The 19,422-nt window shown below is 67.3% G+C and carries 18 protein-coding genes; 13 read left to right on the forward strand and 5 right to left on the reverse strand.

Annotated features, from left to right (window positions below; translation table 11 throughout):
• Window positions 1-204: 204 nt before the first annotated feature.
• Together NDO75_RS10115 and mutL are read left to right on the forward strand one after the other, a co-directional pair.
• Entirely contained in the window at window positions 205-1,005 is an 801-nt protein-coding gene (locus NDO75_RS10115) for a glucose 1-dehydrogenase (RefSeq protein ID WP_310906061.1), read from the forward strand.
• A 125-nt stretch (window positions 1,006-1,130) separates the two neighbouring features.
• Window positions 1,131-3,350, forward strand: coding sequence for a DNA mismatch repair endonuclease MutL (mutL, locus tag NDO75_RS10120; protein ID WP_310906062.1), 2,220 nt, complete (start codon window positions 1,131-1,133; stop codon window positions 3,348-3,350).
• 42 nt (window positions 3,351-3,392) lie between these two features.
• Here mutL and NDO75_RS10125 read toward each other — a convergent pair whose 3' ends face one another.
• The gene (locus tag NDO75_RS10125; RefSeq protein ID WP_310906064.1) at window positions 3,393-4,721 is read right to left on the reverse strand and encodes an MFS transporter; all 1,329 of its coding nucleotides are present in this window, start codon (window positions 4,719-4,721) and stop codon (window positions 3,393-3,395) included.
• Window positions 4,722-5,053: 332 nt separating this feature from the next.
• Between NDO75_RS10125 and NDO75_RS10130 the strand changes: the two genes are divergently transcribed.
• From NDO75_RS10130 to NDO75_RS10170, 9 genes are all read left to right on the forward strand, one after another.
• Window positions 5,054-5,416 carry a hypothetical protein gene (locus NDO75_RS10130; RefSeq protein ID WP_310906065.1) on the forward strand — a complete coding sequence of 121 codons (363 nt, stop codon included), beginning with the start codon at window positions 5,054-5,056 and terminating at the stop codon, window positions 5,414-5,416.
• Window positions 5,417-5,573: 157 nt separating this feature from the next.
• Window positions 5,574-6,626 (forward strand): RNA 3'-terminal phosphate cyclase, encoded by a 1,053-nt coding sequence (rtcA, locus tag NDO75_RS10135; protein WP_310906066.1) that lies wholly within the window; start codon window positions 5,574-5,576, stop codon window positions 6,624-6,626.
• A 278-nt stretch (window positions 6,627-6,904) separates the two neighbouring features.
• Window positions 6,905-7,075, forward strand: a complete 171-nt coding sequence (locus tag NDO75_RS10140; protein ID WP_310906067.1) for a hypothetical protein — start codon at window positions 6,905-6,907, stop codon at window positions 7,073-7,075.
• Between the two features lie 477 nt (window positions 7,076-7,552).
• The gene (gene kdgK1, locus NDO75_RS10145; RefSeq protein ID WP_310906069.1) at window positions 7,553-8,506 is read left to right on the forward strand and encodes a bifunctional 2-dehydro-3-deoxygluconokinase/2-dehydro-3-deoxygalactonokinase; all 954 of its coding nucleotides are present in this window, start codon (window positions 7,553-7,555) and stop codon (window positions 8,504-8,506) included.
• 144 nt (window positions 8,507-8,650) lie between these two features.
• Window positions 8,651-9,952, forward strand: a complete 1,302-nt coding sequence (locus NDO75_RS10150) for a PGF-CTERM sorting domain-containing protein (RefSeq protein WP_310906071.1) — start codon at window positions 8,651-8,653, stop codon at window positions 9,950-9,952.
• Window positions 9,953-10,040: 88 nt separating this feature from the next.
• Complete coding sequence (locus NDO75_RS10155; protein WP_310906072.1) at window positions 10,041-11,540, forward strand: NAD(P)/FAD-dependent oxidoreductase; 1,500 nt, start codon at window positions 10,041-10,043, stop codon at window positions 11,538-11,540.
• Between the two features lie 130 nt (window positions 11,541-11,670).
• Complete coding sequence (locus NDO75_RS10160; RefSeq protein WP_310906074.1) at window positions 11,671-12,009, forward strand: multidrug efflux SMR transporter; 339 nt, start codon at window positions 11,671-11,673, stop codon at window positions 12,007-12,009.
• A 100-nt stretch (window positions 12,010-12,109) separates the two neighbouring features.
• Window positions 12,110-12,658: a GNAT family N-acetyltransferase gene (locus tag NDO75_RS10165; RefSeq protein ID WP_310906075.1), complete on the forward strand. Its 549-nt coding sequence runs from the start codon at window positions 12,110-12,112 to the stop codon at window positions 12,656-12,658.
• 77 nt (window positions 12,659-12,735) lie between these two features.
• Window positions 12,736-13,515 carry an alpha/beta hydrolase gene (locus NDO75_RS10170; protein ID WP_310906076.1) on the forward strand — a complete coding sequence of 260 codons (780 nt, stop codon included), beginning with the start codon at window positions 12,736-12,738 and terminating at the stop codon, window positions 13,513-13,515.
• A gap of 153 nt (window positions 13,516-13,668) precedes the next feature.
• On the opposite strand, the gene NDO75_RS10175 is transcribed toward NDO75_RS10170, so the two are convergent.
• Together NDO75_RS10175 and NDO75_RS10180 are read right to left on the reverse strand one after the other, a co-directional pair.
• Complete coding sequence (locus NDO75_RS10175; protein WP_310906078.1) at window positions 13,669-14,967, reverse strand: ribonuclease R; 1,299 nt, start codon at window positions 14,965-14,967, stop codon at window positions 13,669-13,671.
• An 83-nt stretch (window positions 14,968-15,050) separates the two neighbouring features.
• Complete coding sequence (locus NDO75_RS10180; protein WP_310906080.1) at window positions 15,051-15,989, reverse strand: alpha/beta hydrolase; 939 nt, start codon at window positions 15,987-15,989, stop codon at window positions 15,051-15,053.
• 85 nt (window positions 15,990-16,074) lie between these two features.
• On the opposite strand from NDO75_RS10180, the gene NDO75_RS10185 reads away from it, so the two are divergent.
• Window positions 16,075-16,719 (forward strand): helix-turn-helix domain-containing protein, encoded by a 645-nt coding sequence (locus NDO75_RS10185; RefSeq protein WP_310906082.1) that lies wholly within the window; start codon window positions 16,075-16,077, stop codon window positions 16,717-16,719.
• A gap of 64 nt (window positions 16,720-16,783) precedes the next feature.
• Here NDO75_RS10185 and NDO75_RS10190 read toward each other — a convergent pair whose 3' ends face one another.
• Both NDO75_RS10190 and NDO75_RS10195 read right to left on the reverse strand, forming a co-directional pair.
• Window positions 16,784-17,077: a hypothetical protein gene (locus tag NDO75_RS10190; protein WP_310906083.1), complete on the reverse strand. Its 294-nt coding sequence runs from the start codon at window positions 17,075-17,077 to the stop codon at window positions 16,784-16,786.
• Window positions 17,078-17,214: 137 nt separating this feature from the next.
• Window positions 17,215-18,633 (reverse strand): metallophosphoesterase, encoded by a 1,419-nt coding sequence (locus tag NDO75_RS10195; protein WP_310906084.1) that lies wholly within the window; start codon window positions 18,631-18,633, stop codon window positions 17,215-17,217.
• Window positions 18,634-18,789: 156 nt separating this feature from the next.
• Between NDO75_RS10195 and NDO75_RS10200 the strand changes: the two genes are divergently transcribed.
• Window positions 18,790-19,269, forward strand: coding sequence for an RNA-binding protein (locus NDO75_RS10200; RefSeq protein WP_310906085.1), 480 nt, complete (start codon window positions 18,790-18,792; stop codon window positions 19,267-19,269).
• Window positions 19,270-19,422 lie beyond the last annotated feature (153 nt).

Genomic DNA, 19,422 nt, shown 5'->3' on the forward strand with positions numbered 1-19,422 from the left:
ACGCTACCAAACGAACGCGGTTCAAAAACCCCTCGAACGGGGAAATCCGGACGGAGTGGCCTGCACACTCCGGGGCGCCCTCGAGTCGCGGACCACGATCGGAATCGCGGCCGCGTTCGAACCGTGACGCGGGCCGCGATCGAAAGACGGCGAGCCCGTCGCCCATCGGTAGAACTTTGATCCGCTAGGGCACTCGGTAGCACGATGCACGAAGCTGACTTCGACGTTGCGGGGAAGACCGCAATCGTCACCGGAGCGAGCCAGGGAATCGGCCAGGCGATCGCGGAGACGCTCGCGGCCGGCGGCGCGAACGTCGCGATCTGCTCGCGGTCGATGGACCGCGTCGGCCCGGTCGCCGAGGGGATCAACGAGGCCGACGATGCGGCCGACGCCCTCGCGGTCGAGTGTAACGTCCGCGAGCGCGATCAGGTCCAGAACCTTGTCGACGAGACGGTCGACGAGTTCGGCGACGTCGACATCCTGGTCAACAACGCCGGCGGCGAGTTCGTCGCGCCGTTCGAGGAGATTTCGGAGAACGGCTGGAAGACGATCGTCGACCTCAACCTCCACAGCACCGTCCACTGCACGCAACTGGCCGGCGAGGTGATGCGCGAGGGCGACGGCGGCGTCATCATCAACCTCTCCTCGGTCAACGGCCAGCACGCCGCGCCCGGCGAGAGCCACTACGGCGCGTCGAAGGCCGCGATCATCCGCCTGACCGAGACGCTGGCCGTCGAGTGGGCCGAACACGGCATCCGCGTCAACTGCATCGCGCCCGGCCTCATCCAGACCCCCGGCGTCGCCGAGACGCTCGGCATCGACAGCGAGGACATGCCGCCCCGCGAGCGGGCCGACCGCCGCATCGGCCACGGCGAGGAGATCGCCGACGTGGCCCAGTTCCTCTCGAGTCCCGCCGCTTCCTTCATGAACGGCGAGACCGTGACGGTCAAGGGCGTTCCGCGCGCCGGCAACTCGATGTCGCAGGATCTCGGGCTCGAGGACTGAGCGCGACTCGAGACGACTCTCGTTTTCCGCCGATCGGGACGTAAGACCTAACCAGCCGCCGTCTGTAGGGATATCCAGTCAATCGAGTGCGTCGGATCCGGTCGCCGGGCCGGCGCCGTATTACCATGAGCGACGAACGTACTCCATCCCAGAACGACACCGACATCCACCGGCTCGACGACGACACCGTCGCCCGCATCGCCGCCGGCGAGGTGGTCGAGCGGCCCGCCAGCGCGGTGAAGGAGCTGGTCGAGAACAGTCTCGACGCCGATGCGGACAGCGTCGACGTCACCGTCGAGTCGGGCGGCACCGACCTGATCCGGGTCGCCGACGACGGCCACGGCATGACCGAGGCGGATCTCCGGGCTGCCGTCCGCGAGCACACGACGAGCAAGATCGACGGGCTCGAGGACCTCGAGTCGGGCGTCGCGACCCTGGGATTCCGGGGCGAAGCCCTGCACACGATCGGCTCGGTGTCGCGGCTGACCATCCGCTCGCGACCGCGCAACGCCGACGGCGCGGGGACGGAACTCGTCTACGAGGGCGGCGACGTAACCAGCGTCGAGCCGACCGGCTGTCCGGCGGGGACGATCGTCGAGGTCGAGGACCTCTTCTACAACACGCCCGCCCGTCGGAAGTTCCTCAAGACGACGGCGACGGAGTTCGCCCACGTCAACCGCGTCGTCACGCGCTACGCGCTGGCAAACCCCGACGTGGCCGTCTCGCTGACCCACGACGGCCGCGAAGTGTTCTCGACGACCGGACAGGGCGACCTGCAGGCCGCTCTGCTGGCCGTCTACGGCCGCGAGGTCGCCTCGACGATGATCCCCGTCGAGGCCGACGGCGACGAGCTCCCACCGGGGCCGCTCGACTCCGTCTCAGGGCTCGTCTCCCATCCCGAGACCAACCGCTCGAGCCGGGACTACCTCGCGACGTACGTCAACGGTCGCGCCGTTACGGCCGACGCCGTCCGCGAGGGGATCATGGGTGCCTACGGTACGCAACTCGGCGGCGACCGCTACCCGTTCGTCACCCTCTTCCTCGAGGTGCCCGGCGACGCGGTCGACGTGAACGTCCACCCGCGAAAGCGCGAGGTGCGCTTCGACGACGACGATGCGGTCCGCCGACAGGTCGATGCCGCCGTCGAGTCGGCGCTGCTCGACCACGGCCTGCTCCGCTCGCGTGCACCCCGCGGCCGGTCGGCACCGGGTGAGGCTCCAGTCGAGCCCGGCGAGGGCCGCGGGGCCGACACCGGCACGCCCGACCACGAGGCGACGACGCTCGAGGGGAGTAGCGAAATCGCCGGATCGCCGTCCGAGGCGTCCGACGGCGATTCCGGGTCCGCGGCCTCGAGATCGGAGACTGAGACGGGCGACGCGGCGTCGGCCGACGGTTCGTCGACCGCGAGCGCCGAGACGGAAGCCGACTCGAGTTCGCCGGTCAACGGGGGTCGATCGTCGCCGACCGACAGGCCGACGGCGACGCCGCGGTCCGAACGGACGACGGAACCGGCGGAGCCGAACGCGGACCCGCTTCCTGACGCGGATCGCGAGAGCGCGTCGGATCCGACGGAAACGGGAGCCGGCTCGAGCGGGTCCGATTCCGCTCACGAGCGGGGGTCGGCGTCGGACCACGGCTCGGACTCCCGCGCTTCCGGTCGCGAGCGCAAATTCGACCCCGCCACCGAACAGCGGACGCTGACCGGCGAGACCGCGACGGGCGGCGAAACCGAGTTCGACTCGCTGCCGTCGCTGCGGGTGCTGGGCCAGCTTCACGACACCTACCTCGTCTGCGAAACGCCCGACGGGCTCGTCCTGATCGACCAGCACGCCGCCGACGAGCGGGTCAACTACGAGCGCCTGCAGGGGGCGTTCGCCGACGACCCGAGCGCGCAGGCGCTCGCCGAGCCGGTCGAACTCGAGCTGACCGCGGCGGAGGCCGAGGCATTCGAGCACTACCGCGAGGCGCTCTCGCGGCTGGGCTTCTACGCAGATCGGACCAACGACCGGACGGTCGCGGTGACGACCGTCCCTGCCGTATTCGCCGAAACCCTCGAGCCGGATCGCCTGCGAGACGTGCTGGCGTCGTTTCTCGAGGGCGACCGCGAGAAGGGTGCGGAGACGGTCGACGCGCTGGCCGACGAGTTCCTCGGTGATTTGGCCTGTTACCCGTCGATCACCGGAAACACGTCGCTGACTGAGGGGTCGGTGGTCGACCTGCTCGAGGCCTTAGACGACTGCGAGAACCCCTACGCCTGCCCGCACGGCCGGCCGGTGATCGTGCAGTTCGACGAGGCGGAGATCGAGGACCGGTTCGAGCGGGACTATCCCGGTCACGACGGGTAGTCGGCTCGAGAAAAGCGTCGCGGCGGAGCGTCGGCTGAGTCGTCACTCGCCGCCGAGACCGTCGGCGGTCGCGTCCGTCGCGTCGGCGCTCGAGCGCGTCGCTCGTTCGTGACGGTAGAGCCAGATCGTACAGCCGAAGGCGATCGCGCCGGCGGCGGTGGCGATGCCGAACGCGATCCGGTAGCCAAGCGGCGTGTAGACGCGGACGCCGCCGACGAGCGTTCCGGTCCAGTAGGCGTCGAGCGCCCAGCCCATCGCCGTCGGCAGGATCGCCGCGCCGACGAACGCGCCGGCGTTGACTGTCCCGGTCGAAATCCCGCTCGCGCTGCTGGGGTGGCGATCCTTGACGACGGCGTAGCCCAGCAGGAACGCGCCCAGCAAGAAACCGGCCAGGAGGAAGACGAGACCGACGACGGGCAGCGGCGGCTTTCCGACGACCGCGATCAGCCCGAGGCAGGCGACGAAACAGCCGCCCCCGGTCACCATCAGCTCCATCCGGCGCTCGAGGCGGTCCGACAGCCAGCCGATCGTCGGGGGGCCGGTCATGATGCCGATCCCCCCGAGCAGGGTGATCGTCGACGCCGTCGTGACCGATACGTCGTAGGTCTGGACGACGTACGGAACGCCCCAGAGCCCGAACAGAGTGAGGTTGACGCCGCTCGAGCAGAACAGCATCAGCGCGACGACCCAGACCAGCGGGTCGCGGAGCACGTCCTCGAGAGACGATCGGAGCCGCGCGTTCGTGAGCGTTACCTGTTCCGGGACGCCCTCGATCGGCTCGAAACCGGCCTTCTCCGGGGTATCGCGGACGAGCGCGAACACGGCCACGGCGACGACGAATCCGACGACACCGAGCGAGCCGATCGCCGCCCGCCAGCCGACGCGGCCGACGACGACCGCGAGCGGCGTCGTCGCGAAGACGCCGCCGAGACCGGAGAGGGTGAACGTGAGGCCGTTCAGCGTCGCGAACTCGTCGGCGCGAAACCAGCTAGCACAGAAGCGGAGGATGCAGACGAAGATCACGCTCCCGCCCAGCCCGATCAGCCCGCGGGCGACCACCGCCACGAGGTAGGTGTTCGCCGCCGCGAAGCCGAGCGTGCCGACGCTCATCACCGCCGCGCCGGTCGCTGCCGTCCGACGGGGGCCGACGCGATCGGCCAGCACGCCCGTCGGAATCTGCATGGCGGCGTACACCCAGAAGAAGAAGGCGTGAAGCGTCCCCAGTTGCGCGCCCGTCGTGTCGAACGCGGCCATGAGGTCCTCTGCGAGGACTGCCGTCGAGAGCCGGTTCGCGTTGACCAGCAGGAAGGCGATACCCATCGTCAGCCAGAGAATCCACCGCCGTTTGAAGGGATCGCGCCAGAGTCGCATTGGCTCCCATCTCTACCCCGGAACACCGAAAAGATTCGTCAATCGGAACCCGATGCTTGGAAGACGCGTAAATACGGCCGGTCCCGTCGCTGCGATCGCACCCCTGTGAGAAGTCGACCGATGTATCGACCGGAGAAGTATACACACACTGTCAGGATCGCTAGGGAGGCGCTGACTGTCACTTCGACGAGAACGAAAGGTCCGAAAAGAGCAGTGTTACGAGCAGAGAGCGGCATCGAGAACCGATGCAAGCGTCTGACCGCTGATGAGAATTTCAAGGGCCAGCAACGGAAAGCCAGTCACTATTCCGCTTCTAGAAGGAATGATTACATATGCGACGCAATCAAACGACCGAGGAAACCGACGACGAATCCGGAAGCTTGTTGGATCGAGTGAGAGGAGGGTCGGAAGACCAACCGACGGACGAATCGGACAGCCTGTTCGAGCGAGCGAGAGGCGGTTCAGCGGACGCGACGACCGATTCCGGCGGCTTGCTGGATCGGGGGAGAGGCGATTCAGCGGACACGACGACGAACGATTCGGGAAGCTGGTTCGACCGAGCGAAAGCCGAATACGGGCTCGGGACGCTGCTCGTCGCCGCGGGTGCCGTCCTCTTTCTCTTCCCCGAGCCGATCACCTCGACCGCAGGTATCGTCCTGATCGGGGTCGGGGTCCTGGTCTGGCTCCTCGGCTGACGGCCGAAGCGGCCCCGCCGATCGAACCGAACCGAGCCGCCTCGAGTTCTTCTCCTCGAACGCACCGGAAAGAGACACCCGAGACAGCGGATACCGGACGCGAATCGGTCCGAGCAACGTCGCCAGCGGTAGGTATCTCGAGCCCGAACCATCGCCCATGACCAGCACGCTCGACGGCTCGAGCGCCGGCGGCCAGTTCCTCCGAACGGCGCTCGCGCTGTCGGTCCTCCGGAACGAGCCGGTCCGCCTCGAGGGCGTCCGCGGCGACCGGCCGACGCCCGGCCTGGCCCACCAGCACCTGGCAGTGCTCGAGACGATGGCCGATCTCTGCGACGCCGACGTCTCGGGAGCCGAACTCGGCGCGGAGACGATCGAATTCGATCCGGGACTCGAGGGAGGTGACGGACGACTCGAGGGCGGCGAATACGCCGTCGACATCGGCACCGCCGGCAGCGTCACGCTGCTGTTCGACGCCGTCTTGCCGCTGGCGACGATCCTCGAGTCGCCGCTGTCGGTGACGGTCACCGGCGGGACGGACGTGGCGTGGTCGCCGCCGCTGGACTATTTCCGGCGCGTCAAATTCCCGCTGATCCGCCGATTCGGCGTCGAAACGACCTGCGAGGTCGACCGTCGCGGGTTCTACCCCGACGGCGGCGGGCGGGCGACGCTCCGGCTCGAGCCCTCGACCCTCGAGTCGATCGCTATTCTCGAGCGTGGCTCGTTCGAGGGCGTCCGGCTCTACTCGACGGAGTCGGAATCGCTGGCGGACCGCGACGTGGCCCACCGGCAGGCAGAAGGGGCGCTCGAGCGGCTGGATCCCGGGGCTGGCGAGGTGCTCGAGCGCCGCGAGACGACCACCGAGAGCCTGTCGCCGGGCTCCGCGCTGGTGATTCGCGTCGATCACGGGACCGGAATCGCCGGCTTCTCGGCGCTGGGCGAGCGCGGCAAGCCCGCCGAGCGCGTCGGCGAGGACGCTGCGGACGCGGCGAACCGCTTCCTCGAGGGCGTGGCGCCCGTCGACCGGCACATGGCGGATCAGTTGCTCGTCTTGCTCGCCGTTGCTGGTGGCCGGGTCCGGGTGCCGGCCGTGACCGACCACCTCCAGGCCGGGTGTGAGTTGCTCGCGGAATTCGGGGTGGACGTGAGACTCGAGCGGGCGGACGAGACGGCGGCGGTTTCGGTCGCGTCGCCGCTGGACGGGGTTCAGTAATACATCCCCTCCCGACAACTTTTCAGCACATTTTCAGCAGATATAAGTTCCTATCAGTCAACAATTCAACCGGAAGCCGGTCTCCGCGACGAGGGCTGTATCGAAACGCCCCGGGTGTAGTGGCACCCGAGACTTGGCTTCCAACCCCCTGGAGGGTTACAAGCCGTGTTTGCGTTAATTCTACCGGGATATAAACGTCCCGCACGACCGCGGAATCGCCCGCCACGAGGAGCATCGAGTCCGACTTCGGCCTCGAGACGGAACAGAGGTTGCGGCGGATGAGTGGTCCCGGCGAGGCGAGCGAAGACGACGAGTCACAGCTTCCCGACTGCCCCCGGTGCGGCGAACGGGTGGTGATCTCGGTCGCGTTCGGCCCCGAGGCGGGGCTGGTCAGCCCCTGTGGCTGTTCCGTGCCGCCGGCGCTCTTTCCGGAGGTTCACGGGGACTAATCGGGGCTCGCACTCGAGTCCCGGCGGACAGCCGGCCGGTCGGCGCGGTGAGCGTCCACACCGCCGAAACCATCCGTCGACAGCGCGTCGGCCGGTCGGCCCGGAAGCGGACTCGAGTGCGTCTCGTTCTCGATTCGGAGTAGATCCACGAGCGTCCTGCTCTCGTGGCAACAGGGGATTTCCACGCCCTCCCCAGCCGATTCGTTCGCGGGCGAGGGAATTCACTCCGTTCATCCCTCCTCGCTCACTCATCCCTCGCACGCGGTCGAATCGCGGTTCGCCAACGGCTCACCGCGATCCAGCGTGCGCCACCGCTGCCGGCTGGCCGCTACGAACCGAACCGTGGTCCCTCGTCGTCGATCGAGCATGATTTCGCGTTGACAGACCGCCATAACTTATAGCACCGCCGTTCGTTGACTGGGGTATGACCGATGGCCACACCGCAGTTCACGGCCGCACGACCTGGAGGGTCGAGCCGTGACCGACATCGTCACCTTCGGAGAAACGATGCTCCGGCTGTCGCCGCCGGGGAACGAACGCCTTGAGAACGCCGGCGAGTTCGAGGTCCGCGCCGCGGGGGCAGAGAGCAACGTCGCCATCGCGGCCAGTCGGCTGGGCGCGTCGGCGACCTGGATGTCGAAGGTCCCAGAGACGGCGCTGGGTCGACGCGTCGTCGGCGAACTCCGGGGTCACGGCATCGAGACCGACGTCGTCTGGAGCCACCGCGGCCGACAGGGGACCTACTACCTCGAGCACGCGGGCAAACCCCGCGGGACGAACGTGATCTACGACCGGGAGAACACCGCGGTCTCGACGGCAGAGACTCGTGAATTCGACCTCGATCGGATCCGAGACGCCAAGGTTTTCTTCACCACCGGTATCACGCCCGCGCTCTCCTCGACGCTCCGGGACACGACGCTGAACCTGCTCAAGGCGGCCCGCAAGGGCGGCACCTCGACGGCGTTCGATTTCAACTACCGGCGCAAGCTCTGGTCGCCGGACGAGGCTCGAGAGACGCTGACCCGACTGTTCCCGGGAATCGACATCCTCGTGATCGCCGCCCGCGACGCGCGGACCGTCCTCGGCTTCGAGGGCGACCCGCGCCAGCTCGCACACAAGCTCGGCTCCCAGTACGACTTCACGACGGTCGTCGTCACCCGCGGCGCCGACGGCGCGGTCGGCTGGCACGACAGCGTCGTCCACGACCACGACGCCTACGAGACCGACACCGTCGATCCGATCGGCACCGGCGACGCCTTCACCGGCGCGTTCATCGCCCGCCGACTCGACGGCGACGACGTCCCCACCGCCCTCGAGTACGCCGCGGCGACGGCGTCGTTGAAGCGCACGATCCCCGGCGACGTCGCGCTCGTCACCGCCGAGGAGGTCGAGACCGTCGTCAAAGAAAAAGGCGAGGACATCTCGCGGTAGCGCGGCCCGAGAATCGACCGGTACGCAGTCGAATCGACGGTCGAGCGGCGGATTGCGGGACGGGGACGCGGCCGGCGGACCCGCGACGTTTGGACGGATTTGCCAGAACGGGTTTTATGGGCGCGATGAAAGTCACGGCGTACAATGAACCGTGGCGCTGCACTACTGGTTGCACTGCTCGTGGCCACGAGCACCGTGACGATGGCCGCGGCCGGTGCAGCCGCGACGACTGCGGACGGATCGAGTACGACCATCGAGACCGACGCCGAGGTCGACGGCGGGACCAGCCTCGAGGCCGACGCCGACGCCAGTACCGAGACCGATGCGACCCTCACGGCGCAATCCAGTTCCGACGCCGGTGCCGATAGCTCGGCCTACGCCGGTGCGAACGTCGCGTTCGACGTGCAGGGCGACGCGATCACCGACTACCGCGTCGGCGGCGAGCGGACCTTCGCGTCTGTCGCCGTCCAGTCCCAGAGCGAGGCCGACTCGAGTTCGAGCGGCGGGCTCGACGGCTCCCTCGGACTCGAGGCGGCGACGAACCTGAACGGCGCGGGCCTGTCGGTGGCGAGCCAGACGCAGGCCAGCGCGCAGATCACGGCCGATAGCGGCGCGACACTGTCGGCTCACGACACCCAACGCGGCACCTTAGTCGTCGAAAGCGGCGGCGAGGCCCAGTACGTCGAGGCCGATCTCGCGGCCGAGGCACAGGCCAGCGAGACGGAGAACCGCGTCCTCGTCGAGACCGGCGACCGGAAGGGCGTCTTCCTCGTGGTCGGAAACGGTGAGGTCGGCGTCACCGACGGCAACGTGACCGCCGACCTCGGCGCGAACGCGACCCTGACGTTCCGTTCCTACGCCGAGGGCGAGCGCGACGAAGGGGCGAAGTACGAGGAATCGCTGATCGCCGAAGGCAACGCGGCCGTCGAAGTGACCGCCGAGCAGCGCAGCGGCGAACTGGTGACCGACGCCGTCACCTACGGTCAGGAGACCTCCGCGAACGTGAGCCAGACGGCGAAAAACCGGGTCGACGTGACCATCGATCGCGCCGTCCACGAGGGGACGGTCGTGATGACGACCGTCTCCGAGGAGGCCGTCGGCAGCTTCGAGAACCTCTCGGTGCGCATCGACGGCGAGGCCGCGGTAAAGGCGTCCTCGCGGAGCGAACTCGAGAGCGCGATCGGAAGCGATCAGTCCCGCTACATGGTGGTCCAGGACGCCCAGGCGGAGGGGCAGGCGACGGTCTACATCGCGGTCAACCACTTCTCGACGCGGACCGCGACGATCGACGGCGGTAACGGTGGCTCCGACGACGGAACGAGCGGCGACGACGGCGGGTCCGGTGACGGTTCGACCGGCAGTAGCGGCGACAGCACGCCCGGATTCGGCGTCGGCGGTGCACTGGTCGCCCTCGTGATCGGCACCGGCGCGCGGATCCGACGATAACGATCGCTCCCCGCCTTCTGTATTGCTGACCGCTGCAGTACGCACGTTCCGAGGGAACCCCTTTTTGCGTCGCGGCCGAACGGCCGCTATGGTACACGTTGCGATCGTCGGTGCCTACGGCAGCGCCGGCGTCGCCGTCGCGGACGAACTACTCGAGCGACGCGACGCGCTGCCCGCCGACCTCGAACTGACGCTGATCGACGACGGCGACCCCGGCGGCGGCCTCTGCATCCTCCGCGGCTGTATGCCCTCGAAGGAACTGCTCTCGGCCGGCGAACACCGGTATCTGGCGCGTCACGACGACCGACTCGAGGGCGCGCCCGACCCCGATCCCGAGCAAATCGTTACCCGGAAGGACGAACACGTCTCGGACTTTGCCGAACACCGCCGCGGTCACGTCCACGACCTCGCCGACCGGGCGGGCGTCGAACTGATCCGCGACACCGCTCGGTTCGTCGATGATCGCGTCCTCGCGGTCGACGGGCGACGGCTCGAGACCGACTACGTCGTCGTCGCGACCGGTTCCGTGCCGAATATTCCGGATCTGCCGGTGATCGACGAGGTGCCCGTTCGAACGAGCGACGATGTCCTCGACGCGACGGCGTTCCCTGATTCCGGGATCGTCATGGGTCACGGCTACATCAGCCTCGAGCTCGGGCCCTACCTGAGCGAGATCGGCGGCGTCGACCTCACCGTGATCGAGCACGACGAGCGGCCGCTCGAGGAAATAGAACCCGAGTACGGCGACGCCCTCCTCGAGCTCTACCGCGACCACTTCGGGATCGAGGTGCTGACGACCACCGACGAGAAACGCCTCGAGCCGACCGACGACGGCGGCGTCCGATTGATCGCCGAACGGACGCGCGACGGCGAGCGAGACGAGGCCAGCGAACGGGGGTGCGGCGAGGAACTGATCGTCGAGGCCGACGCCCTCTACGCGTTCACCGGTCGCCAGCCGAACCTCGACGGGCTCGGGCTCGAGCACACTCGTCTCGAGCCCAGCGAGGGATGGGTCTCCTCGACGATGCAGACGGACAGCGACGACCGCGTCTTCGTCGTCGGCGACGCCAACGGCCGCGAGCCGATCCTCCACGTCGCGAAAGAGCAGGGATTCGCCGCGGGAGAGAACATCGTCCGTCTCGAGCGGGGCGACGATCCCGAACCCTACGCCAACGTCCCCCATCACGTTATCTTCTCGGGACTGGCCGTCTATCCCTTCGTCCGCATCGGGCACACCCCCGCGACCGCCGCGGAGACGCAGATGGACGAAATCGTTGTGACCCGCGAGGCCTCCTCGGACGGCGTCTTCGCGACGAAGGGCCACCCCGAGGGCCGCGCGACGCTGATCGTCAACGCGGCCGACGGGACCGTGCTGGGCTATCAGGGACTGCACCGCCACGCCGACGTGATGGCCAAGACGATGCAACTCGCCGTCGAGATGAAACTCGACGTTCGCGAGGTCCCCAAGCGGGCCTACCACCCGACGACGCCCGAAATCATAGACGGACTCCTCCGAGACGCGTGTTCGCAACTCGCCGAGCGCGAGGACTGCGTCGCGGAGCCCGATTCCGAGGAGACGATTCCGTAGGCGGAGTTCGCCCGACCTGGCCGCGCTCGAGGCCGCGGCGGTATCTGTCGGTCCGATGCCGAACGACGAGCCGAACGAGTTGCCGAAATGAAACGAACAATTCACATTGGATGAATGACTAGTCCGCCGTATGCGAGAGTACCTCTATTTGGGGATCGCGATCGCGGCCGAGGTGACCGGGACGACGGCGCTGAAATACTCGGACGGCTTTACGAACGTCGTCCCCACGATCGTCGTTCTCGCGGGGTATATCGGCTCCTTCTACTTTCTCAGTCTGACGCTGCAGGAGTTTCCGATCGGACTCGTGTACGCGACGTGGTCCGCGCTGGGGATCATCGCCGCCGCCCTCATCGGCATCGCGCTATTCGACGAGTCGGTCGACGTCGCCGGATTCGTCGGCATCGCGCTCATCATCGGCGGCGTCGTCTGTCTCAACGTCTTTTCGGAGACGTACGCCCCTGCGCACTGACGGTACGACGTCGACCATCGCCGGTTCACCGCTCCGTGATGGTACGGATCCGGTAGTTGTCGGGCACTGCTTTTTGGCGGCCGCGCTGGTACGCCCCGCCGTGACGCGAACCGTCCGACGGGCGACGGTCGACGACTGCTGGGCGATCCACGAGGTCGCCCGCGAGAGCTGGCACGCCACCTACGACGACGTTCTCGGAGCCGACAGGGTCGACGACGTCGTCTCCGACTGGTACGCGATCGGCGACCTCGAGGCGGCGATTACGGGAACGAACGGCCGCGAGAACGCCGTCTTCCTCGTCGTCGAGGCGCCCACCGAAGACGCCGGGGACGGCTCTCGGACCGACTCCGAACTCGACGGCTTCGCCCACGCCGTCCCCTGGCCCGAGGATACGTCGGTGGCCTTTCTCGCGCGCCTCTACGTTCGCCCGGATCGCTGGAACGAGGGCCTCGGCACCGCGCTGCTCGAGCGCCTCGAGACGCTGCTCTCGCGGGAGTTCGACCGCCTCCGGCTGGCCGTCCTCGCGAGCAACGATGTCGGCGTTTCGTTCTACGAATCGCACGATTTCGAGCGCCTCGAGACGCGCGAGTCCGATCTGGGACCGGGCCTCGAGGAACACGTTTACGAGAAGCCGCTCCCGGACGGGTGAGTGACGGACGCCGTTTCGGAGCTCCTCGAGATACCGGAAGCCGAACTGTTACGTATCGCCGCATGTTTCTCCCTTTCATGCCAACGGGTGACACATTTAATTCCGGCGGCGTTCGGCTCGCGTACGACGATCTGGTCCCCGAAGACGACGGCTCCGCCGCGCCGATCGTCCTCGTCCACGGCTTCGCCTCGAGCCGACGCGAAAACTGGCGCGATCGCGACTGGGACGACACGCTGCTCGAGGCCGGTCGGCGAGTCATAGCGCTCGACTGTCGGGGCCACGGGGAGAGCGAGAAACCACACGACCCGGCGGCCTACGAGACGGATATCATGGCCGCGGACGTGGTCCGCCTGCTCGACCACCTCGGGATCGATCGGGCCGATTTCCTCGGCTACTCGATGGGGGGCCGCATCGGTACCGAGGCGCTGTACCGCCATCCGGCGCGGTTCAACGCCGGCGTGCTGGCCGGCATCGGCGCGGCGACGCTCGAGCCCAGCGACGCCGGCGACCGGATCGCCGACGGACTGTTGGCAGACGACCCCGACGACGTGACGGACCCGGTCGGCAAGCGGTTCCGCGTCTTCGCGGAGACGACGGACAACGACCTCGAGGCGCTCGCGGCCTGCGCCCGGACGCGAACCGCGCCCGCGGACTGGGACGAGATTGCGCAGGTCGAGCACCCAGTATCGATCGTCGCGGGCGAGCACGACGATATTACGGGCGATCCCGAACCGCTCGCGGACGGTTTTCCCAACAGCGAGGTCGTCGTCGTCGACGACGCCGACCACCTGACGACCGTCCCCGACGAGCGGTTTACGGAGGCGGTGCTGACGTTCCTCGAGCGCGAGGGACTGTAGCGAAAACGAGTGTGATCGCGTCTACAGCGTTTTTTCTGCCTCTTCCTCGTTCTGCTCGCGGCTCGCTACGCTCTCCGCTCGCTGTGCCGAGGTCCTCGAAAATCGGCAATTTTCGGGATCACGAGACGGCTTTGCCGTCTCGGACGACCTCCCTCACAGCGTTCGGTCGGCCTCGCTCTCGTCGACGACTTCGATCCCGCGGTTGTTGACCGCCATCGGGTCGAGGCCGACCTCCTGGAGGAAGGTCTTGTACTCGCGCTCGCACTGCTCGGCGTCTTTCTGTTTGTCGCTGGCGCGATCACAGAGTTCGACGAGGTTCTCGGGCACGTCGTTCTGGTAGACGATCCAGTGGTTGATCAGGTCCGACAGACGGCGGATGGGGCTGGTGAAGTGGCCGTAGATCTCGAAGTTCAGCGCGTGGTGACCGCCGAACGGGTCGTTCATGTATCGCGCCCGGGGCATCACCTTCATCACGGCCCACTGGATCTTGTCCAGTTGACGGCCGGGGGCCTCTTCGAGCGTCGCGTTGACCGCTTTCCGGGGGTCGTCCCACGTACTGCCGGGGATCGAGACGCCGTCCAGATCCTGAATCTCCTGGAGGGCTTCGGACCACTCGTCGGGGCTGGGCTGGGGGTGGACCCGGTACATGGCCTCGACGCCACGGTTCCACATGAGCTCGTGCGTGACGGCCTTGTTGGCCTTCAGCATGCACTCCTCGATGATGGTGTGGGCGCGGTCCCGCGAGGGATTCAAGACGAGCGAGCCGTCCTCCTTGCGCTGCTCGTGCATCCGGTCGGCCAGTTCGTAGACCAGCGTGTTCTCCTCGTGGAGGGGCGCGTCGGGGTCCTCGAGCCGGTTTTCGGCCTGCGAGTAGGTGAGCCGCTCGTCGGACTCGATGACGGACTTGTAGATCTCGATGTTCTCGTAGCTCAGATGCTCCTTGTCGAGGTGCATCTCGACGGTGTGGGCCAGCCGGTCCTCGTTGGGGACCAGCGAGCAGACCGTCTCGGCCAGCACCGGCGGCAGCATGTGGACCGTGTAACCGGGGAGATAGACCGTGTTGCCCCGTTCGACGGCCTCGTCCCACATCGCCGTGTCGGGGTTGACGTAGTGGGTCACGTCGGCGATGTGGACCCAGAGGACGTACTCGTCCTCGCGCTCCTCGATCGAGATGGCGTCGTCGAAGTCCTGGGCGTCGATCGGGTCCGTCGTCCAGGTCGTCAGGTCGCGCAGGTCCGTTCGATCGTCGATCTCGTCCTCGATTTCGGCCGTCACGCCCTCCGTTCGGGCTTCGGCCTCATCGAGGACCTCCGGCGGAAACTCGTCGCGTAGCTCGAACTTCTCGAACAGCTCCTCGCGCTTGTTCTCGAGGTGGCGCGCGAGGTCCTCCGAGATCTCCACGGGACCCTGCCCTTCGGCCGTACCGGCGTCGGCCTGTGCGTCGTCGCTCATAACGTCGCCTACGGACGTAAGGGTGAAAGTCGTGTCGGGACGGGGACGAGGAAGCCCGGACCGCTCGCGGCCCCACGAGGGCGCTATTCGCCGTCCGATCGCCCGTATTGGCGGAGTAACTGTTCTCTGCTTCGGAGCAGCGCGGTCAGATGGCCCGCCCCCTCGAGCACCGTCAGATCGGCGTTCGGCAGGTCGTCTGCGAGCCGCCGAGCGCCCTCGAGGGGCGCGTTCGCATCGCCGTCGCCGTGCCAGAGCCGGACCGGTCGGTCGACCGCAGCGAGCGAAATCTCCCACGGCGTCGCGAACAGGCGAGTTTCGGTTACGAACCCCTCCCGGTGAGTCGCGAGCGCCTCGCAAAAGTCGCGACGAACGCAGGCCGCCGCGTCAGCCGGGATCTCGGCTCGCTCCGCCGCCGTCGTATACTGTGCGAGGACGAACGACGGTGGCAACTGGCCGGCGGCCCACGTCTGCCCCCTGAGCAGCCCCTTCAGAAGCGACGGCGTCTTCGTCGCCAGTAGTCCGAGGAACCGATGGACGGCGGGTTTCTCGGAGACGCGCGACCAGGGCGGCGCGCCGGAGACGACGTCGACCCGCTCGACGAGGTCGCCGTGCGTCGCGGCGACCGCGAGCGCGTGCGGCCCGCCGCCGGAGAAGCCGATCAGGCCGGCGCGGTCGACCCCGGCGTCCGCGAGCACCGCGGCGACGATCGACCCGGTATCGGCGAGGTCCCGGTCGGGCCACGGCGGTGATCGGCCGTAGCCCGGTCGCTCCGGTGCGAGGATTCGAACGCCCTGCTCCTGTGCGCAGTCGTCGAACAACTGTCCGAAGATAAGCGAGCCGGGGGTACCGTGGAGGGCGACGACCGGCGTTCCGTCCGGATCGCCGTACGCCGCGTACGCAACCTCTCCCCGGTCGTCGACCGTGACGGTCGATACCGAATTCCTCTCCCCCGCATCCATCTCCGTCGACTCCGCCTCGAGCGACGATCGATCGCTCGCCCGCTCGGAGAGCCTGTGTGCCATCGGACAGTACTTCTCCCCGAACGACAGTGGGAATTCTCCCGGATAGATGCGGAGCTTTAAGTAGTGGTGCGGAGATCGTCGGACGATGAAGCGAGCGTCGTTTCGCGTCACGTATCCGGATACGATCGCACACCCGTTGCACCGCCGGCTCGCGAGGGTAGACGGCGTATCGATCGCGGAGCTCCTGATGTGGGGGCCGATGGGGACCGTGACGACGCTACTCTGGTTCGACTGCGGGCAGGACACCGCCGCCGAGGTGCTGACCTCCGTCGACAGCGTCGAGACGACCGATTTCGTCGCTGGTGACGACGGAACCTACGTCTTCGTCCACCAGACGACCTACGAGTTCGAGGAGGCAGTGCTGACGCTCGTCTCGGACTCGAGGGTCGTCTTCCTGCCGCCGATCGCGTTCCACGGCGACGGAACGGTGCGGTTCGAAGCCGTCGGCCGGGCCGAGGCGCTGACCGCGTTCTACGACGAACTGACCCGTCTGGCCGACGGCACTCTCGAGCGGGTCGGCGATTTCGACCGTCGCTCGCCGCCGGCGGCGGTGACCGATCGCCAGCGGGAGGCGCTCGAGGCCGCCGCCGCCGTCGGGTACTACGAGGTGCCCCGGACCGGCAGCGTCGCCGACGTCGCCGACGAACTCGGCTGCGCCAGTAGCACGGCCGGCGAACTGCTGCGGAAGGCAGAGTCGGCGCTCGTCGCATCGACGGTGGACGGACGGTAGGGGCGGCCGGGCACGGAACTCGGCCACCTGGAGGTAATTCGGCTCGAATCAGCCGGTTCGGCGGTCAGTACTCCTCCTCGAGCGTGCCGTAGCGCTCCTCGACCGCCGCGAGATAACTCGCGAGAAAGGCCTCCCGACTCCGCTCGCCGGCCTCGAGATCGACGAGTAGCGCCTCGAGTTCGTCGCGCGGGTGGTGACAGAGCTCGCGGTGGCAGGACTTACACAGGTGTTCGAACGTCTTGTCCGCGCGGTCCCAGCGGTCGCCGTACTTGTCGTACTCGCGGGCCTCGTCGCGCGGGCGCTCGGTGCCACAGGCGAGGCAGGTCACCGTCTCCGTGCGGTTCCGGGAGAACCACATATACGCGCTATAGACGTAGGACTACTTAGCGATTGGCACATTTCGTCGTCGCGCTGACGCGGACGATCGATCAGTCGATCCGCCTCGTCCGAGCGAACAGGTGCGCTCCGTCGCGTCCCGGAGTCCGTCGGCGCAATTCACGGTCGGTCGCGCTCGTCGTCCCCACGTTCTCCCGCGCTCGAGCCCGCGGCAGCGTCGGTGTTGCTGGCAGCGACTCGCTGCTCGAGGTCGGCATCGCGACCCGATTCCGCGGCGGGTAGCTCGAGCGGCCCGTCCGGATCGATCACGGTACGCGTCGGAATGGAGGTCGGTTCCGGCGGCCGGCGCGCGACCAGTCGCTGGAAGCGGGTGAGATCGATCGACTGCTCGGCGTCGATCTCCTCGTACTCGACGACGACTCGATCGCCGTCGGCGAAGATCCGAACGTAGTTCAGTCGAAATGAGGGGTAGTACACGCCGGGGAGGCGCGAGAACCACGTTTCGACGTGCCGGAGCTTCTTCAGCCAGGTACCCGTGTTGACGACGACCCGATCGCCCCACTCGGTGACCGACGCGCGATGGGTGTGCCCGTAGACGAAGACCGCGACGTCGGGGTTCGCTTCGAAGACCGCTCTGGCCGCGTTCAGGAAGGGTTCGTCGCCCTGACCGACGCGGACGCCGGAGAGCAAGACGCCGAAGCGCTCGAGGGTGCGCTTCAGATCCCGTCTGAAGAACCACAGCGGGATCGCGAGCAACAGCAGGATCGCGATGATTACGAGGTTGATCGCGACGATGAGCTCGAGGACGTACGCGGCGACCCCGAGCGCGTTGACCACCGGATTGTCGGTGAAAAACTGCGCCGGGAGGATCCCGACCGTCTCGAGGACGGTGCCGAACAGGTAGACGAGCGTGAGGTTGAAAAAGAGCAGCAGCGGGACGACCACCGCGCGCAGATAGGGGCTCATCTCCCGGTAGAAGTAGTTCGAGAGGAGCCAGCGCGGAATCTCCTCCATCGGGGCGACCGACTGGATGTCGCGCAGCCAGTCGCCTCTCGCCCGGCCGGAGTAGCGGCCGGCCGCGGCGACGATCCGCTGGACGACGAAGTAGCCGACCGGGAGCGCGTCGGGGTTCCCCCAGTCGGGCAGCCGATTGTTCGCGTCGTGTTGCTGACCGTGTTCGATCCAGATCCGGGCGTCGCCCACCTCGCGGGTGATCGCGACCTCTTGCTCGAGCGAGACGTTGAACTCCGCGAGGCGATCGACGTGTGCGTCGTAACAGGCGAGATCGTAGTCGTGGTTGCCCGGAATGAGCGTGACGTCGATCTCCGACCCGGTCGCACGGAGCTGCTCGAACACGCGCGGGTGGTCGTCGATCACCCGCTCGAGCTTTGCCGGCCCCGTCACCTCGGCGTACTCCCACAGGCCGAACGCGTCGCCGTTGACAATCAGTTCGACGTCTCCCCCGCGTGCTTCGAGGTCCGCGAGAAAGTCGCAGAGTTCGTCCTCGAAGTCAAGCGCCGTGAGCTGTTCGTCGCCGCCCATGTGGAGGTCGCTGATGAAGACGTACTCGCTGGCCATCGGGCGAAGCCCGTCGTCCTACCAGCCCCGACGGAATAGTGGTTTCCCCGTGATCGCCTGTGGCCGGCATCTCGAGTCAGACCGCAGTGCTCTCTCGCCGATCCGCAACTCGCATCGAATCTAACCTATTAAATGCGTCCGGGCGGTAGCGCGAGTATGCAGGTCAAATCGCGACACCATCTTCGCAGTGACGCCGTCTCCGACCTCGAGACGGCGCTCGAGGACCATCTCGGCGTCTCGCCCGAAGGCGACACGTACGAGCGCGTCGAGTTCGAGGACACCGACTGGGAGGTCGTTCTTATCGACGGCGAACCGCAGGTCGCGTACTTCGACGAGGAGCCGTTTCTCACGGTTCGCGGGGCGAATGCCTACGAACCCGAGAAGCGGCTGGTCACCGTCGACGCGGGAGCTATTTCGTTCGTCAGCGACGGGGCCGACGTGATGCGTCCGGGCATCACGGAGGCGACCGACGACATCTCCCCCGACGATCTGGTCGTGATCGCCGAGGAATCCCACGGAAAGGTGCTCGCGGTCGGCCGCGCCCGCGTCGACGGCGCGGACATGGTCGGCGACGAGGGGAAGGTCGTCGACTCGCTGCACCACGTCGGCGACGAACTCTACGAGTTCACCGGGTAGCTCGCGCCGTCGAGACACCCCTTCCAAAATACGTCCGTTTTGGAAACAGTTACAATTGAATACGAATGTTGCGTAATAGCCTATTACTGGACACAGTATCCTAGCAATACTAGGTCTTGTGTGGCACTTGTCCACTAGCGTTATATGGTATGG

The organism is Natrinema sp. 1APR25-10V2, assembly GCF_031626495.1.
Lineage (GTDB): Archaea > Halobacteriota > Halobacteria > Halobacteriales > Natrialbaceae > Natrinema.

Excerpts from the sequence above, each read along its gene's own strand:
- NDO75_RS10115 (WP_310906061.1), top strand. The coding sequence starts at position 205 with ATGCACGAAGCTGACTTCGACGTTGCGGGGAAGACCGCAATCGTCACC.
- mutL (WP_310906062.1), top strand. The coding sequence starts at position 1,131 with ATGAGCGACGAACGTACTCCATCCCAGAACGACACCGACATCCACCGG.
- NDO75_RS10125 (WP_310906064.1), bottom strand. The coding sequence starts at position 4,721 with ATGCGACTCTGGCGCGATCCCTTCAAACGGCGGTGGATTCTCTGGCTG.
- NDO75_RS10130 (WP_310906065.1), top strand. The coding sequence starts at position 5,054 with ATGCGACGCAATCAAACGACCGAGGAAACCGACGACGAATCCGGAAGC.
- rtcA (WP_310906066.1), top strand. The coding sequence starts at position 5,574 with ATGACCAGCACGCTCGACGGCTCGAGCGCCGGCGGCCAGTTCCTCCGA.
- NDO75_RS10140 (WP_310906067.1), top strand. The coding sequence starts at position 6,905 with ATGAGTGGTCCCGGCGAGGCGAGCGAAGACGACGAGTCACAGCTTCCC.
- NDO75_RS10150 (WP_310906071.1), top strand. The coding sequence starts at position 8,651 with ATGAACCGTGGCGCTGCACTACTGGTTGCACTGCTCGTGGCCACGAGC.
- NDO75_RS10155 (WP_310906072.1), top strand. The coding sequence starts at position 10,041 with ATGGTACACGTTGCGATCGTCGGTGCCTACGGCAGCGCCGGCGTCGCC.
- NDO75_RS10160 (WP_310906074.1), top strand. The coding sequence starts at position 11,671 with ATGCGAGAGTACCTCTATTTGGGGATCGCGATCGCGGCCGAGGTGACC.
- NDO75_RS10170 (WP_310906076.1), top strand. The coding sequence starts at position 12,736 with ATGCCAACGGGTGACACATTTAATTCCGGCGGCGTTCGGCTCGCGTAC.
- NDO75_RS10175 (WP_310906078.1), bottom strand. The coding sequence starts at position 14,967 with ATGAGCGACGACGCACAGGCCGACGCCGGTACGGCCGAAGGGCAGGGT.
- NDO75_RS10180 (WP_310906080.1), bottom strand. The coding sequence starts at position 15,989 with ATGGCACACAGGCTCTCCGAGCGGGCGAGCGATCGATCGTCGCTCGAG.
- NDO75_RS10185 (WP_310906082.1), top strand. The coding sequence starts at position 16,075 with ATGAAGCGAGCGTCGTTTCGCGTCACGTATCCGGATACGATCGCACAC.
- NDO75_RS10190 (WP_310906083.1), bottom strand. The coding sequence starts at position 17,077 with ATGTGGTTCTCCCGGAACCGCACGGAGACGGTGACCTGCCTCGCCTGT.
- NDO75_RS10195 (WP_310906084.1), bottom strand. The coding sequence starts at position 18,633 with ATGGCCAGCGAGTACGTCTTCATCAGCGACCTCCACATGGGCGGCGAC.
- NDO75_RS10200 (WP_310906085.1), top strand. The coding sequence starts at position 18,790 with ATGCAGGTCAAATCGCGACACCATCTTCGCAGTGACGCCGTCTCCGAC.